Source organism: Moritella sp. Urea-trap-13 (genome assembly GCF_002836355.1).
Classification (GTDB): domain Bacteria; phylum Pseudomonadota; class Gammaproteobacteria; order Enterobacterales; family Moritellaceae; genus Moritella.
On the sequence record NZ_PJCA01000027.1, the window covers coordinates 310,919 to 327,222 of the forward strand.

Annotated in this window: 13 protein-coding genes; 7 read left to right on the forward strand and 6 right to left on the reverse strand. The window is 40.5% G+C overall.

Annotation, left to right across the window (positions count from 1 at the left end; translation table 11 throughout):
• Positions 1 to 48: 48 nt before the first annotated feature.
• Positions 49 to 900, reverse strand: a complete 852-nt coding sequence (gene focA / locus CXF93_RS04250; RefSeq protein WP_101061196.1) for a formate transporter FocA — start codon at positions 898 to 900, stop codon at positions 49 to 51.
• A gap of 492 nt (positions 901 to 1,392) precedes the next feature.
• On the opposite strand from focA, the gene CXF93_RS04255 reads away from it, so the two are divergent.
• From CXF93_RS04255 to CXF93_RS04270, 4 genes are all read left to right on the forward strand, one after another.
• Positions 1,393 to 2,163: an ABC transporter ATP-binding protein gene (locus CXF93_RS04255; RefSeq protein ID WP_101061197.1), complete on the forward strand. Its 771-nt coding sequence runs from the start codon at positions 1,393 to 1,395 to the stop codon at positions 2,161 to 2,163.
• Between the two features lie 86 nt (positions 2,164 to 2,249).
• Positions 2,250 to 3,023 (forward strand): transporter substrate-binding domain-containing protein, encoded by a 774-nt coding sequence (locus CXF93_RS04260; protein ID WP_101061198.1) that lies wholly within the window; start codon positions 2,250 to 2,252, stop codon positions 3,021 to 3,023.
• A 138-nt stretch (positions 3,024 to 3,161) separates the two neighbouring features.
• Positions 3,162 to 3,926: an ABC transporter permease gene (locus tag CXF93_RS04265; RefSeq protein ID WP_101061199.1), complete on the forward strand. Its 765-nt coding sequence runs from the start codon at positions 3,162 to 3,164 to the stop codon at positions 3,924 to 3,926.
• Position 3,927: 1 nt separating this feature from the next.
• Entirely contained in the window at positions 3,928 to 4,638 is a 711-nt protein-coding gene (locus CXF93_RS04270) for an ABC transporter permease (RefSeq protein WP_101061200.1), read from the forward strand.
• A gap of 195 nt (positions 4,639 to 4,833) precedes the next feature.
• Here CXF93_RS04270 and CXF93_RS04275 read toward each other — a convergent pair whose 3' ends face one another.
• From CXF93_RS04275 to CXF93_RS04295, 5 genes are all read right to left on the reverse strand, one after another.
• Positions 4,834 to 6,354, reverse strand: a complete 1,521-nt coding sequence (locus CXF93_RS04275; protein WP_101061201.1) for a lytic transglycosylase F — start codon at positions 6,352 to 6,354, stop codon at positions 4,834 to 4,836.
• Between the two features lie 151 nt (positions 6,355 to 6,505).
• Complete coding sequence (gene xthA, locus CXF93_RS04280; RefSeq protein ID WP_101061202.1) at positions 6,506 to 7,330, reverse strand: exodeoxyribonuclease III; 825 nt, start codon at positions 7,328 to 7,330, stop codon at positions 6,506 to 6,508.
• A 117-nt stretch (positions 7,331 to 7,447) separates the two neighbouring features.
• On the reverse strand, positions 7,448 to 8,497 hold the full coding sequence (locus CXF93_RS04285) for a sensor domain-containing diguanylate cyclase (protein ID WP_101061203.1): 1,050 nt from the start codon (positions 8,495 to 8,497) through the stop codon (positions 7,448 to 7,450).
• 325 nt (positions 8,498 to 8,822) lie between these two features.
• A complete protein-coding gene (locus CXF93_RS04290) occupies positions 8,823 to 10,205 on the reverse strand; it encodes a phosphomannomutase CpsG (RefSeq protein WP_101061204.1) in 1,383 nt (460 codons plus the stop codon).
• Between the two features lie 38 nt (positions 10,206 to 10,243).
• Positions 10,244 to 11,656: a mannose-1-phosphate guanylyltransferase/mannose-6-phosphate isomerase gene (locus CXF93_RS04295; protein ID WP_101061205.1), complete on the reverse strand. Its 1,413-nt coding sequence runs from the start codon at positions 11,654 to 11,656 to the stop codon at positions 10,244 to 10,246.
• A 509-nt stretch (positions 11,657 to 12,165) separates the two neighbouring features.
• Between CXF93_RS04295 and CXF93_RS04300 the strand changes: the two genes are divergently transcribed.
• From CXF93_RS04300 to CXF93_RS04310, 3 genes are all read left to right on the forward strand, one after another.
• Positions 12,166 to 13,476 (forward strand): nucleotide sugar dehydrogenase, encoded by a 1,311-nt coding sequence (locus tag CXF93_RS04300; protein ID WP_101061206.1) that lies wholly within the window; start codon positions 12,166 to 12,168, stop codon positions 13,474 to 13,476.
• An 85-nt stretch (positions 13,477 to 13,561) separates the two neighbouring features.
• Positions 13,562 to 14,962 carry a glycosyltransferase family 2 protein gene (locus tag CXF93_RS04305; RefSeq protein WP_304442113.1) on the forward strand — a complete coding sequence of 467 codons (1,401 nt, stop codon included), beginning with the start codon at positions 13,562 to 13,564 and terminating at the stop codon, positions 14,960 to 14,962.
• 169 nt (positions 14,963 to 15,131) lie between these two features.
• Positions 15,132 to 16,286 carry a PilZ domain-containing protein gene (locus CXF93_RS04310; protein ID WP_101061207.1) on the forward strand — a complete coding sequence of 385 codons (1,155 nt, stop codon included), beginning with the start codon at positions 15,132 to 15,134 and terminating at the stop codon, positions 16,284 to 16,286.
• Positions 16,287 to 16,304: the final 18 nt, after the last annotated feature.

Consider the following 16,304-nt stretch of genomic DNA (forward strand, 5'->3'; position numbering starts at 1 on the left):
ATTAAAAATTTAATTTCAAAGTTCGTTATCTGTTGTTGCCAACAGACATTAAGATTCTTTTTTGCAGTAGATAGCCCAGTAAGTCAGGCCAACCAATACGCCACCGCCAATAATGTTGCCGATGGTGACAGGAATAAGATTATTAAATACAAAGTTAGCTATTGTTAAATCAGTAAAGTCTGCTGGGTTAGCGCCGGAGAGTAACCAGAATTCAGGTCCAGAAAAGTTGGCGATAACATAACCCAGTGGCACCATAAACATGTTAGCAATACTGTGTTCGTAACCAGATGCGACAAACATAGTCACGGGCAAAGCCACCGCGATAAATTTGTCGGTAATTGAGCGTGCTGCAAAACTCATCCATATACCAAGGCAAACAAGTAGGTTTGCAAGGATGCCGAGTGTGACAGCTTGAATAAAGGTGTGATGCAATTTGTGCTGGGCAATCTTCATAGCGTTGATGCCCCAAGCGCCATCGGCGACCAGATGCTGTTTTGCTAAGAACATTAAGATGACAAAGAAGATGCAACCAACAAAGTTACCGGCGTAAACAACGGCCCAGTTTTTTGCTAATTGCAGAGTAGTGATCTTGTTATTAGCGCGGGCAATGATAGTCAGAATTGAACTGGTAAAAAGTTCACCGCCGCATACAACGACAAGTAATAGACCAAGACTAAATGCAAACCCGCCAATGAATTTTTTTAAACCATAAGCAACATCGGTGGTACCGGTTGTTACCGTAGTATAGAAGGCAAATGCGATGGAGATAAATACACCGGCGGTAATCGCAAGCATGAACGCTTGTTTAGGGGCTTTAGTTGCTTTTGCTACACCGATAGATTCTGCTTTCTTTAGCAGCTCGGGTGGTAGAATTGCATCAAATGGGTTTACTGTTTTCATTGCTTCGTCTCAATCAATAACCTGAGTTCATTATTACCTAACTAGGAGTAATTGCAAAGTGATCTAGATCAATTTTATGTACTTTTATGTTTTTTTATTACGAAAAGTAACATGATCGATCTGTTTAACCCATTCTGGGTGTAACTTAATTACAGTTAGTGCGTATTTTTATTAACTTTATTTTAAAATTATAATATAAAGTTTAATTATTTGCCCAAGGTAACATAAACCTTCATAAATACCAATATAGCGGTAGTGTGTAGTGCTATATATAATCAACGTTAAATCCTGCACTTTGTGTTTACGTGGGTAATAAAACCGCTAGTGAGAACTAATCTGGAGTTAATGACTAAATTTAAACCGTTTTATGTTATGTGAATGGCTAATTTGTTATGTTAAGTGCTGTTTTTATGTTGCAGTCTTTAATCATAGTTTGAATTTAAGTATTGCACATGTCTTATATTGTTATAAAGCGTATTTAGGATGAATAGAATGAGTAGCAGTCCCACATTAGACATCAAGAATTTACATAAATCATTTGGTGACAATGAAGTCCTTAAAGGCATAGATCTGACTGCGAATAAAGGCGATGTCATCTCGATTATCGGCTCATCAGGCTCAGGTAAAAGCACATTCTTACGCTGTATCAATTTGTTAGAAATGCCAACAGCAGGTGATATCTCGGTAAATGGCGAATTAATCGAGATGGTTACTGATCGCGATGGCAATCGAACTATCGCCAATAAAAAACAAGTGCAACGTATTCGTTCACGTTTAGCCATGGTATTTCAAGGCTTCAATTTATGGTCGCATATGACGGTAATTGAAAATGTGATTGAAGCACCAATTCAGGTTTTAGGACTCTCTCGTAGTGAGGCTCTGGCAAGCGCAGAACAATATCTGAAGAAAGTGGATTTATGGGAAAGAAAAGACTATTACCCAAGTCAGCTATCTGGTGGTCAAAAACAACGTGTGGCTATTGCCCGCGCACTGGCGGTTGAACCGGAAGTGCTGTTATTTGATGAACCAACTTCAGCGTTAGATCCGGAATTAGTCGGAGAAGTGTTACGGGTTATGCAAAATTTGGCTGAAGAAGGCCGTACTATGTTAGTGGTCACCCATGAAATGGCCTTTGCCCGTGATGTATCGACTAAGGTTATCTTCTTGCACCAAGGTCAGATTGAAGAGCAGGGCGATCCGAAAGCATTGTTCGATAATCCGAAATCAGAACGTGTGAAGCAATTTTTGGCACCAAAATATTAATAATTAAAATAATAACTAAAAAGAAATAACAAACAACACAAGCACGGGTCATTGATTGACCCAATTATAATAATAGGGAAATACGTATGAAAAAATTAGCGACTGTCATTGCAGCAAGTGTTGCAACAAGCTTATTACTTTCTTCAGCTGTGATAGCGAAAGAATGGACTGATGTTCGTCTAGGTGTTGACTCACCTTATAAGCCATTTGAATATAAAACTCCAGATGGTGAGCTAACAGGTTTCGAAATCGACTTAGGTAATGAAGTTTGTAAACGCGCTAATTGGAATTGTACTTGGGTTGTACAATCTTGGGACGGTATCATTCCAGGCCTATTATCACGTAAATACGATGCTATCTTCTCGTCAATGTCGATTACTGAAGCGCGTGCGAAGCAAGTATTGTTCTCTGAACCTTACTACAATACGCCAAGTGGTTGGTTTGCAGCAGCAGACTTTAAACTGGATGTTGCAGATAAAGCAGCATTTAAAGAATTACGTATTGGTGTACAGCGCGGTACAGTACAAGATACTTACGTAACCGATCACTTTGCTAAGCAGAATACAATTAAACGTTACAATACTAGCGGTGACTTATTGCTAGATCTTGAAGGCGGTCGTTTAGACATGGTATTGCTGGATTTCCCAGTGGGTGATACCACGTTACTGATCCCTGAGAAGAAAGGTGCTTATGCTGCCGTTGGCGATACATTCCAACTTGGTAACGGCATGGGTGTTGCTTTGCGTAAACGTGATAAGTCACTCGCTGCAACATTTAATAAAGTATTAGCAGAAATCAAAACCGATGGTACGTATGAGACTATCCAAGCTAAATACTTCAGCTACAGTATTAAAATGTAGTCTCTTTATCGTTTCGTTTTACGACGCTTTATTTTTTCGTTTTACGAATATAGATAGACGATAAAATGGGGGCTTAGTTAAAGCTATTCGTTAAGACGATTAGTTAAGACTAGGCACCCACTGCTTTCTGGGAATATTATGTTAGATCTTCAAGGGTATGGCCCAAGTATTTTTAATGGCGCTATATTGACCGTTAAACTCGCCATCTTTTCATTAATTATCGCCGTATTGCTGGGGCTTATTACTGCCGTTGCACGTTATTCTGGCGGTAAAATATCTTCTGCAATTGCGCTTGCTTATACTAGCTTGGTTCGTGGTGTACCAGATCTGGTGTTAATGATGCTGATTTATTTTGGCTTACAGGTCGGGCTGAATAATTTTTCTGAATGGTTATACGAATTACACGAAACCTATGCCATCAATGCATTTTATATTGAACAAGGTTGGTTAACTTTATCGGCATTTTATGAAGATGGTATGTACCTGAACATCGATGAGTTTAGTGCGGGCGTGCTGACGATAGGTTTCATCTTTGGTGCTTACATGGGCGAGACATTCCGTGGCGCATTATTATCTGTCGATAAAGGTCAATTAGAAGCGGCAACTGCGTATGGCATGTCTGACTGGCAGGTATTCCGTCGAGTGATGTTCCCACAAATGATGCGCTTTGCATTGCCGGGTATTGGTAACAACTGGTTAGTATTGGTTAAAACCACTGCTCTGGTCTCGGTGATTGGCTTGTCGGATATGGTTAAGTTAGCCAAAGAAGCGGCGATGACTACTTACGAACCTTTCCTGTTCTTCATTCCTGTGGCGTTTGTGTATTTAGCCATTACCACGGTAAGTGAAATTGTGCTGAAATATTTAGAACATCACTATAGCAAAGGCGTAGAGGGTCATTAATATGTTAGATCAACTGGTTGCTTTGCTTGAGCAAAATGAAATGTTTACCCCTAGTACCTTAAATGAGTATTGGGATGGTACCGTATTAACGATACAACTGACTTTCTTATCTGTGGTGATTGGTTTCTTTTTGGCGGTGCCGTTAGCGATCATACGTACCAGTCAGTATGTATGGTTATCGCGTACTATTTGGTTATTTACCTATGTGTTCCGTGGTACGCCGTTATTGATCCAGCTGTATCTGATTTATTATGGCGTGACCATGATTGATGGTATTCAAGAGAGCCCGATTTGGTTCTTGTTAGAAGATGCGTTTTATCCTTGTTTGTTAGCGTTTGTATTAAACACCGCGGCATACAGCACCGAGATCATTCGTGGTTCCTTAGTGACAACGGATAAAGGCGAGATCGAAGCTGCGCAAGCGTACGGGATGAATTATTGGCAGATCTTACGTCGTATTATTCTGCCATCGGCGTTTCGTCGTGCACTGCCTGCGTACAGTAATGAAGTTATCTTTATGCTGCATGCCACATCAATCGCCAGTGTCGTCACCTTGGTTGATATCACTGGCGCGGGTTACAATGTGTATTCACGTTTTTATGCCCCGTTTGAAGCATTTATCTTTGCTGGCGGTATTTACCTGTGTTTATGTTTTGCTATCTTTGCGGTATTCAGACGGTTAGAAAAACGTGCGTTTAGGCACCTTGCTTAATAAGTAACTTCGGCAGTAATAACGAGACTGTTATAAAATAGTTGGCCGTTGTGGATATCCATGACGGTCCTTTATTCCTCTCTTTTACGCGTTATTCAACAGCGCTTGTTCACACTCATCCGCAAGAGCTATCTGTACGGTGCTATCTATTTACGGGGCATCTGTTTTACAGTGCTATCTGCTTTACGGGTTTAGCTAGCGGGTGTTCGCCACTTGTTGTGGTGCTAATTGTGCTTCGTTAATTTGGTAACGGGAAGCGAGCAGGTAGGTGATATAAAACTTATAAATGTTGTTCACATAATCCACCGTTTCTCTGCCGATAACGTCAGCGGCAATCTTCTCGACATGATTAAACCAAATGTTGGGATTTAAGCCTTCCTTTAACGCCCGTCTTCTTAAGCGGATCAACTTAGCTGGCCCGGCGTTATAAGCGGCAAAGCTGAGTAATAGCGAGTCGAGCTCGGTGATATTGTCGTGACTAAAATAACGTTGCTGCATAAAGTGTAAATACTTCACGCCCGCATGAATATTACCATCCATCTTGTTGATGTTTTTAATATTGATATAAGGTTCGTTAGCGGTTGTAGGTAATACTTGCATTACCCCGACAGCGCCGCGATGGCTAATGGCTTTTTGGTTGAGTCGCGACTCTTGGTAGGCTTGCGCGAGAATAAGCTGCCAGTCGAACTTGTACTGCTTAGCGTATTTTTTAATGAGCTGTTCGGTTTCTAAATAGCGGTTTTCAAACTGTTGGTGAATGACTTTTTTTAACCAAGGGTGTCTCACCAAATAGCGGCGGTGTAGGATGTTGCCGATCTTGGTGCCTTTTTTATGCTTGGCAATAAACTGATTTAAACTAGTAGTTAGTAGTGGCGTGTGATTGCGTACCGCCCAAGTACTGGGAATACGACTGCCGACTGCTAGCTGGGGATGCAATTTGATGTTTTTGTATAACCTTTTCCACAAACGCATACTGTGGTTAGAGGTCATCGTCATGAATATCTGTTTGTTGTCGACCATATCTAAAATTTCGAAGTCTTCAAGTTCGTCTATGGCAATGTTGATGTCGATGGGCGGTTTGTTGAGTTGGAATAACTGTTTGTTGATATGTTGTAACTGCTGATGGTAAATACTATTACGGCGTATCCATATTTCCTTCCCTGAAAGCTGCTTTATATCCTTGTATTCTTTTGTAGACTTGTGGCTGACGAGCAATAACTGATGGTCGGTATAGATGGGCTCGGTGTGGGTAACTTGGTTCTGTAGGCGTAATGGGGTCATTAATGGGCCGATGGCAATATCACCATAACCTTGCGCAAGTAAGCTGACGATTTGGCTACTTGGTACCGGGATAAACAGGATATTAAGTTTTAACTTTGTGTCTTTGAAGTGCTTCTGATTTAAGTGCTTTTCGTATTCACGCATCATGTCATAAGCAAGCCCACGCGGGCGACTTTGGTAAATAAAATAATAAGCGGGATGATTAACGACAAGTACCTTGATAGTACGTTTTGCTAATAGCTGGGGAAGGTCTTCAAAGCTCGGCTGGCTATGAATATTAAGCTGTTGTTGGGCGATGGTGCTAGACGATGTTGATTCTGGAGAGTGAGACTGTATGTTAGCGGAATATTGGGCATTAGCGGGAGATGTGTTAACTAAAACACAGAAAATTAAGGTGTTAGCCTTTGCGCATATCTTCGTCCACTGCATCGTCATTATTGCATCTGATATCTGAATGTCGGGGTAACATTAAGGTTAGACACATATTTCTAAAATGTGTTTTTGATATGTTAAATAGCCTAGGTCATATTCGCCTAAGCTATTGTACTGGTTATAAGTTTCGCGAGCTAAAACTTTATAAGCGTTATTATCCGAACGTAGTCCAGATTGGCGCGTGATCTGATGGTTTTTCGATACCGCGTAATTCGTAATCGACATCACTTTCAACCACTTTAGCGTTCAATGCCGCCGTCGCTAAGATCACGTCAATGCGCAGTCCACGGTTGTCAGGGAAACCTTTTGAACGGTAGTCAAACCAGCTGTAGCGATCGCTTACTTCTGGTTTAATAGTACGGAATGTATCGTGTAGGCCAAACCCTTGCAGTTTTGCTAACCATTCACGTTCTTCTGGTTGGAAGCTACATTTACCTGTTTTTAACCAGCGCTTGGCATTTGGTTCACCGATGCCGATATCTTTCTCTGCTGGTGAGATGTTGATATCACCCATCACGATCAGATCGTCTTCTGCAGTGTGATTGTCGTTAAGGTAGATGTTTAGATCTTGATAGAATTTACGCTTGTACGGGTATTTGGTTTCGTGGCTGATGTTCTCGCCCTGTGGGAAATAACCGTTTAGTACTGTGATTGGTTTGCCAGATTGTTGCGCAAACGTCACCATGATCATACGCTTTTGCGCTTCTTCGTCATCGGTTGGGAAACCGTATTGCACTTTAATTGCTTCTAGGTCTGCAACTGTGCTCTTCTTCACCATCATAGCTACACCGTAGTGGGCTTTTTGACCGTGGAAAAATACGTGATAACCCATTTCTTCAACGGCTGCTACTGGGAACATTTCGTTGTGTACTTTGATTTCTTGTAGGCCAATTACGTCAGGCGAATGCTTGTCGATAATCGCTTGTAGTTGGTGTAATCGAGCGCGAAGGCCATTGATGTTAAATGATATTATTTTCATTGGTTTTTTAACCCTTTGTTATCTGCAAACCTGTTATGTCCATAGCTTCCATTATTCGCGTCTCAGTTGCGAGCCAAATTTTAAAGTTTTTTTCATTTGTGCAGAAATGGGGCGACTTTAGGCTATGTCATAAAACTTAATGCAATTTCGGCCTGCGTCTTTGGCTTTATACAGGGCTTTGTCGGCCTGTAAAATAAGCTCATCGACTCTCTCTTTTGCTTGTTTTTTTTGAATCATATCAGCACCAAAACAAGTGATACCAATAGAGATGGTGATCGGGGTTTCACACAAGGATAATGCTTCGATATTATGTCTGATACGATCACACACCATAGTGGCGATGCTCATGTCGCAATTAGGTAACCACAGTAAAAATTCTTCACCACCAAATCGCGCCACGAAATCATAATCGCGTATGTCATTATCAATCGATTCAGCGACCTTTATTAATACTTCATCGCCTTTTTTGTGTCCGTAGGTATCGTTAATATTTTTAAATAAATCAATATCGATGATCGCTAATGCTGCGTTACTTTTTTCGCGACTGACTCTGTTTAAATCGGCGTTAATGTGTTTAAACACGGCACGGCGGTTAGGGATCAGAGTTAAGCTGTCTTCGTAGGCTTTTTTCTCTAATGCTAAATTGAGATCTATTAAACGCTTTTCTTGATTTCGTCTAATAATTTCAACTTCAATCCAAGAGGCCATCAACTGTATGGCATCAATATCAACCGCTGCAAACTTTCTGTCGTAAGGCGTGGGGCTAGAAAAGTTAAGGGTACCGTAAAGCTTGCCGTTTAGTTTGATCGGCATGCCAATATAAGACTCAAGTCCAAATGATTGGTAAGCGGGGTGAGAGGCGTACTGATCGTGTTTACCGACATATTCAAGCGCGATAGGGCTGTTAGCCTGACAGGTTATGTGGCAATAGGTAGTGTCTAAATCCAACTCGACCCCAGAGACTAATTCCACATCTGCGGGAACCACGCAATGCTTAATCACATAGCGGTTATTGTCTATTTTAGATAAGATCGCAATATCTAAGTTAAACCGTTCCAGACCCATTTTCAGGATTTGTTCAATTTGAGTCTCAAAACCAAGATCATAATTCTTGGTGATTTCATAAAGTCTCCGAATGACTTTTTCACCGTTACTGACAGCTTCCATGGCTATTAATTTCCTGTGTTGGTGAATCGGTTAAACCTAGCTTTTTATCACTATATCATGTGACCTGTTTAGATGTTTTTAAATACATATTTTTTAATTATAAATTAATTTATTGTTGGTTAGGACGCATTTTTTCGTATTGCTTATTTATTAGGATGAGTTATTAATGCCGATACGCCAATCAGGATCTATCATCGTTAAAGTGTCACTGGTTGGCGATGAAATAGCAGAAAATGGTGGAAGTTCTGGAGGGATAAGTAAATGATCGGAAATTTGAGTTTAGGGAGTACCTTCCTCACCTAAACCTTGTTATAAAAATAATGTATTAATGATCATGTAATACTTTCATAATGGCTAAGGTTTTCTCTGTCATTAAAGGTATATTACGGCGAGACTCTACATTCAACCTGACAACTGGTTCGGTATTCGATGAGCGTAAATTAAAACGCCAATCACCAAACTCCAGGCTAATACCGTCGGTTTCATCGACAATAAGTGCATCGGACTCGAACTTAGCTCGAACACATGCAATTGAAGCTTGTGGATCCGTTAACTTAGAGTTTATTTCACCTGATGAGGGGTATGCTTCAATACGCGCTTTGACTGTCTCTGATAATTTCATTTGTTTTACTGACAGCAGCTCGGTAACGAGTAACCAAGGGATCATACCTGAATCACAATAAGCAAAGTCACGGAAATAATGGTGAGCACTCATTTCGCCACCGTACACAGCATCTTCTTTGCGCATGCGTTCTTTAATGAATGCATGACCGGTTTTTGACATGATAGCGGTACCGCCATTTGCTTCGATAATATCAATTGTATTCCAGCTTAATCGAGGGTCGTGAATGATTTTTGCGCCAGCATCTTTTTGTAAAAATGCTTCTGCTAACAATCCGACAATGTAGTAGCCTTCGATGAATTCACCGTTTTCATCAAACAAGAAGCAACGATCAAAATCTCCATCCCAAGCAATACCCATATCAGCATGATGCTCAAGTATGGCTTTGGTAGTATCGGCACGACAATTTGGTAATAGTGGGTTAGGGATACCATTCGGAAAGTGACCATTCGCTTCATGATGCACTTTAATAAATTGTATGGGTATATTAAGTGAATGGAAGCGTTGTTCTATTTCATCAACCACATGGCCAGCAGCACCATTTCCAGAGTTAACTACTATTTTCATCGGTGCAATATTTTGGGGTGTGATGTACGTCATTAAATGGTTCACATACGCAATCAAAATTGAATTTTGGCTTAAGGTTCCACGTTTGGTGACTGCGGGAAATTCATTTTGTTCTGCTATTCGTTGAATGTCTCGAAGCCCTGAATCACCGCTAATGGGTTTAGCATCTTCGCGAACCAGCTTCATACCATTGTAATCCATGGGGTTATGACTGGCCGTGATTTCAACCCCACCATCAGTACCTAAGTATTTAGTAGCAAAGTAAATTTCTTCGGTACCTGTCATGCCGATATCAATAACGTTAACGTTGGCATCCATTAAACCGTTTGCAAGCGCTTGCTTAAGTGCCTCGGAGGTTAAACGTATATCACTGCCAACAACGACTGTTTTAGGACTGCTTTGTGTTGATGACAAGTACTGACCAAACGCCCGGCCGATACGATAGGCGATATCAACATTCAGTTCTGACCCCAGTTGTCCTCGGATATCATAAGCTTTAAAACAAGTTAATTTTGTCATTACATATTATCTCTACTATTAGAAACGAGGATAAATGTCTAGCAGCGACCATAAAGATCTTCAAAGCGAATAATGTCATCTTCGCCAAGGTATGAGCCGGATTGCACTTCGATTAATTCAAGTGGAAATACCCCTGGATTTTCTAACGCATGCACCTGGCCAATAGGGATATAGGTCGATTCATTTTCTGTTAACAAGATGGTTTTATCACCATTGGTGACTTTCGCTGTACCCGATACGACAACCCAATGTTCGGCGCGGTGATGGTGCATTTGGATGGACAGTTTTGCCCCCGGCTTCACGGTAATACGTTTAACTTGATCACGCGGTCCACAATCGACTGAGTCATATTTCCCCCATGGACGATATACTTCTCGGTGTATCTTATGCTCAGTTCTACCGGCACGTTTGAGATCGCTCACTATGTTTCTCACATGTTGCACTTGATCTTTATGAGCCACTAAGATGGCATCTTTTGTTTCAACGATAACTAGATTATCAATGCCCACAGCAGCAATGAGTTTGTTTTCAGAGTACAAATAGCTATTTGATGTATTTACGGTAAGGGTATCGCCTTTGGTTACGTTGTTATTTTCGTCTTTAACGGCGATATCCCACAGTGCGGACCATGAACCTACATCACTCCAGCCCGCATCCATTGGTACCACGACGACATCATCACTTTTTTCCATTACTGCGTAATCAATTGAATCATTAGGACACAGCTCAAACTCTGCTTTGTTAATACGGATAAAACCCATATCTGATTTTGTTTCAGCTAACGACATTTCACATGCCGTTAGAATGTCAGGGTGATGCAGTTTTAACTCTTCAATGTAGCGGGATGCCTTAAATAAAAACATACCGCTGTTCCAATAATAATGGCCACTATCAAGATAATCTTGTGCGGTTTCTAAGTTAGGTTTTTCTACAAATTTATTAACGGTAAATGCATCACCTTTCATAGCACCAGCGTTAATATAGCCATAACCTATTTCGGGGCTTGTTGGCACAATACCAAATGTAACTAACTGCCCATCTTCAGCAAATGGTATGGCTTTATTGACGGCTGATTGAAACGCGGCCGTATTTTTAATTAAGTGATCTGACGATAATACTAATAGAATTGGTTCTTCATCATTTTTAGCGAATTTTAATGCTTGCAGTGCTGCTAATGCGATAGCGGGGGCTGTATTACGTCCAACAGGCTCCAATATAATACCGCTATGTTTAAACCCCCCTAAATGTAATTGCTCAGCGGCAATAAAACGATGCTCTTCATTGCAAATTACCAATGGTAATTGATGTGCAAGTCCAGTTAATCGAGCTACGGTTTGTTGCAGCATGGATTGTTCACCTGATACGGTTAAAAATTGTTTAGGATAAAGCTCTCGAGACAAAGGCCATAGACGACAGCCATTACCGCCAGCCATTATTACAGGTAAAATCATCATATCTCCAAAATATTAAAATAAAGTCATAATATTTATCTGGTTACTCCAAACGTTTAAGCTTTAACTAACTTAAGACGAGCGAAGGTGTTGGTATCGTTTGTGTTTGTAGTACTGTGTATATTAATCGAATTAGCATATCCCTAAGCAGTTCATTGTCTTTAATTTGATGTTTTTAATTTTCAAGCGTTTGATAAATATTGACTTTGTGTATTAAGAGGATTGCTTGAAAGTATGTTTATCCCCATTAAGTATTACGACAAGTGTAGCTTACCTTTGCAGTGATGATAGCTGCGCTAAGCGTGCTCCAGCTGTTCCAATAAGTGCTATTTATATAATCATGGTCATTTTTCAGAGGGTTAGATGCTATTTATTTTTGAATTATTAAATTTAGTTTGCACTATGATATTTGTTTGCTAACTTTCAAACGGAGGTGGTTAATTAGGCTGATATTTTAGGATATTTAGTTAATTCAACCTCAAGCCTTTGTCTTGTTAGAGGAAAGTGTTATGCGGGTAAGTGTTTTTGGAATGGGATATGTCGGTGCAGTGTGTACAGCCTGCCTGGCAAATCGAGGACATCAGATTATTGGTGTCGATGTTGTCCAGGAAAAAGTTGACATCATCAATGCAGGTCGCTCACCAATTGTTGAAGAAGGGTTGGAAGAGTTATTACTTAAGGGCGTGAAGAGTAAAAAAATATCCGCAACTATAAATGCCCTTGACGCGGTAATGCAGACTGATATTTCATTTGTTGCAGTCCCTACACCTTCTAAACCTAACGGTGATTTAAATCTTGGTTATGTCCAAAATGTATGTAAACAAATAGGTGAAGCAATAAAAGTAAAAGGCTGCCATCACACGGTTGTTATTCGCAGTACTGTATTACCTGGTTCCGTCATGGGGGTTATACGTTCGGAACTTGAAAGCGCGACCGGAATGACAGCTGGTGTCGATTTTGGCTTAGCGGTGAACCCCGAATTCTTGAGGGAGAGTACTGCTATAGATGATTATGATCATCCCCCAATGACTGTTGTAGGTTGCCTCGATGAGGTTTCTGCTCAGCAGTTAACGGAGCTATATAGTGATTTAGATGCGCCGTTGTTTATCGAAAGCATTGAGACTGCCGAGATGGTTAAATATACCTGTAATGTGTGGCACGCCATCAAAGTAACGTTTGCAAATGAGATTGGCAGCATCGCCAAAGCATCAGGCGTGGACGGACGTAAGGTGATGGATATTATTTGCACCGATACCAAACTCAACATTTCAGCCTATTACATGAAACCTGGATTCGCCTTTGGCGGTTCTTGTCTACCAAAAGACGTGCGGGCGTTAAATTATCGAGCTTCACAGCTTAATGTTAAGCATCCGCTGATCGCATCCGTAATGGAGAGTAATGAAAACCACGTGAAGAACGTATTCCATATTATCGAAAATACAGGTAAGAAAAGAGTGGCTTTGTATGGTCTTTCATTCAAGCCGGGTACTGATGATTTACGAGAATCACCGCATGTAGAATTGGCAGAAATGCTTTTAGGTAAAGGTTATACAGTCAAAATTTACGATGAGAACGTTAGCTACGCCAAAATTCATGGTTCAAACAAAGAATACTTGGAGAATAAAATCCCACATATTTCGTCGCTATTGCAGCAGAGTAAAGAGGATATGCTACATTCCTCAGAATTGGTCATTATAGGTAATAGTGACAAATCGTTTCATGCTTTGCTGGAAAAAATTTCAGAACATCATGTTGTTCTCGACCTTTGTGGCTTAATCAAGGGTAAATCAGATGACCATACGCAAGGCATCTGCTGGTAGTTTGAATATGACACTCAATACATTTTTTAAAAATATAATTGGATGGTCGTTATTGTTGTCTGTGATTGGAAGCTTGGCGCTTGTTGTGCCTCCAACCGTATTTCAACAAGATCATCCAGATTATTTACTCATCATCGGTGCTATCGGTATTTGGCGTTATAGTGTTGTGATTATGCATTTTATCCGCGGTGTAATCTTCCTTTACATCGTCTTTCCAATACAAAGAAAACAGGCATTAAAAGCGTTAGAAAAACAATCACCTTCACATATTTACCTGATGGTGACGAGTTTTAGGATCGATGCGAAGACAACCGCGATGGTCTACAAATCAATTATTGAAGAAGCTATGTGCTGTGGTTATCCCTGTACGGTTATCGCTTCAATTGTGGAGTCGAGTGATGAGCTTATTTTTAAATTGCTTTGGGCAGAGCTTGAACCGGATGAAAGTATTAAATTGAGGGTGGTGCGCATTCCTGGAACTGGTAAGCGAGATGGTCTTGCATATGGTTTTCGTACTATTTCTCGGGATATGCCCGATAAAACAGCCCTGGTAGCAGTCGTTGATGGTGACACGGTTCTGGAGAAAGGGGTGGTAAAAAACTGCGTGCCTTATTTTTCGTTATATCCCAATATCGGAGCCCTTACTACAAACGAGTTTTGTGATGTGCTGGGAAGTTATTGGATGAGCCAGTGGCATAAGCTCCGTTTTTCTCAGCGCCACATTAATATGTGCTCAATGGCGTTATCGAAACGCGTGCTTACGCTGACAGGACGAATGTCAATGTTTCGGGCAGAGGTTGTTACCCACCCTGCGTTTATCGAAGATGTTGAGAAAGATCATTTAAATCATTGGCGATTAGGACAATTTAAATTTTTAACGGGTGATGACAAATCTAGCTGGTTCTCATTAATGCGTAAAGGCTGGGATACCTATTATGTTCCTGATGCCATCATCAATACGGTGGAACATCCACCGGATAAAAACTTTTTTAGGGCGTCGAGACAACTGATGTTTCGTTGGTATGGTAATTCGTTAAGACAAAACTCGAGAGCGACAGGACTCGGGTTGTCTTTACTCGGCCCGATGACTTATTACGTGTTGTGGGATCAGAGAATATCGATGTGGACGAGTATATTTGGTTTGTCAGCCTCTATTGTTGCTGCATTCAAATATTCACCGATATATCTCGTTATTTATATCCTTTGGATTGCCATTACACGTTCGGTGGTGACACTTATGCTGTTGGTTTCTGGTCATAAGATAAGTCCCGCGTTTCCATTAATGCTTTATTTTAATCAGATCGTGGGCTCTGTGTTGAAAATATATGTCGTTTTTCGTCTTGATAGGCAATCTTGGACACGACAGAAAACCAAACTGAAAGCGCATGAAGACCCGTTTCAGGCTAAATTTAATAAATTCTCAACGCCAATAATGACCTTTTCAGCGGTCTCAATATTCACCGCAATGCTGTTATACATTGTTTAGTTTGCAAACTAACAGCATAAATTAATATTTACTAACGAATTATTAGAACCTTAGATTACTGGAGTTCATATTATGTACCGAAAAGTAAGCCTGATTTTAGTATGGATGCAAAGTACGCATTCATACACCCGTCCCAGTTTAGTTCGTCGCTTAGATAAAGGGACCTACTATGTCAACGGCAACAATTAATTTAATCCATGAAACTGAGACTCAACGTCGTCACGCGAGGGTTAAATTACCCGTGAGGCTAACAATCAAAGACAAAGAGGGGGCATTACATACGTTCTCTATTGCAGATATCTCGGCCAGTGGCTTTTCAATTGATATTAAGACTAATGAGTTAATTTCTGGTTATCTTTATCAAGGCGTTCTGTTATTTAAAATTAACACTGTTGAGTTCAGGGTTCCTATCGCGTTTACGGTGAAATACTTATCGGAAGAGAATGACAAAGCTGGTTGTGAATTCAATTCACTTGGAGAGGAGGAGAATTCACTCATCAGAATGTTTATCAGCAAGTATTTAGCGGGAGACTTGGCCAGTAATGCGGATATTTTGACCACGATGAGTAGAGATAATTATACCAAAGAACGAAAAAATGGTAGTTCAGGTGCCTTATCTGGATTGAGGAAATTCAGAGCTCTCGTTGTTACGGGCTTGGTTGCGTGTGTCGGTTTAAGTGCATTTAGTTATATTGTTCTGAATCTTTACCAGCACTATTTCATCACCTATTCAGTATCGGCGATGGTTGACATAGATAAAGAGCCTGTCATCGCACCGACAAGTGGTTATTACGAATTGGTCGCGGATATTAATACGCCGGTTGGAAAAGGTGTCCCACTTGCAGTTATTACATCGTCAGTATACGAAGCTATCAATTCGGTAAATAATACGCAGTTTACGAGTGAAGAGTTAAAAGATATTTTACCGACAGAACTCAACAGTTTGATTAAAAATCCGTGTAACTGCCTTATTATCAGTGCCAGTAAAAATGATCGAGAATTTACGCAACAGGGGGATGTTCTCTTTCAAGTTGCCGATGTCAATGCCAGCCCTTATGTGACGGCCTATTTTAACTTTACTGACGTTGAAATTGTAACCATAAATAAGACTGTCAATCTATCCATTCCCGGTGATAAAACCCACTATACAGGGAAGATTGAAGACGTCGCGTTGTCTGATGATCCAAAACGACCTAATGCTATTATCGCTATAATTCGTCCGGACCAAGTGATTGATATCGAAAATATGTCACATCCTGTGCAGGTTTCTATTGGTAACAATTTTGAATTTGGTGATATTGATTTCTCCTCTATTTTAAGATGATTGATGGTGTCAAATAGG

Excerpts from the sequence above, each read along its gene's own strand:
- focA (WP_101061196.1), bottom strand. The coding sequence starts at position 900 with ATGAAAACAGTAAACCCATTTGATGCAATTCTACCACCCGAGCTGCTA.
- CXF93_RS04255 (WP_101061197.1), top strand. The coding sequence starts at position 1,393 with ATGAGTAGCAGTCCCACATTAGACATCAAGAATTTACATAAATCATTT.
- CXF93_RS04260 (WP_101061198.1), top strand. The coding sequence starts at position 2,250 with ATGAAAAAATTAGCGACTGTCATTGCAGCAAGTGTTGCAACAAGCTTA.
- CXF93_RS04265 (WP_101061199.1), top strand. The coding sequence starts at position 3,162 with ATGTTAGATCTTCAAGGGTATGGCCCAAGTATTTTTAATGGCGCTATA.
- CXF93_RS04270 (WP_101061200.1), top strand. The coding sequence starts at position 3,928 with ATGTTAGATCAACTGGTTGCTTTGCTTGAGCAAAATGAAATGTTTACC.
- CXF93_RS04275 (WP_101061201.1), bottom strand. The coding sequence starts at position 6,354 with ATGACGATGCAGTGGACGAAGATATGCGCAAAGGCTAACACCTTAATT.
- xthA (WP_101061202.1), bottom strand. The coding sequence starts at position 7,330 with ATGAAAATAATATCATTTAACATCAATGGCCTTCGCGCTCGATTACAC.
- CXF93_RS04285 (WP_101061203.1), bottom strand. The coding sequence starts at position 8,497 with ATGGAAGCTGTCAGTAACGGTGAAAAAGTCATTCGGAGACTTTATGAA.
- CXF93_RS04290 (WP_101061204.1), bottom strand. The coding sequence starts at position 10,205 with ATGACAAAATTAACTTGTTTTAAAGCTTATGATATCCGAGGACAACTG.
- CXF93_RS04295 (WP_101061205.1), bottom strand. The coding sequence starts at position 11,656 with ATGATTTTACCTGTAATAATGGCTGGCGGTAATGGCTGTCGTCTATGG.
- CXF93_RS04300 (WP_101061206.1), top strand. The coding sequence starts at position 12,166 with ATGCGGGTAAGTGTTTTTGGAATGGGATATGTCGGTGCAGTGTGTACA.
- CXF93_RS04310 (WP_101061207.1), top strand. The coding sequence starts at position 15,132 with ATGTCAACGGCAACAATTAATTTAATCCATGAAACTGAGACTCAACGT.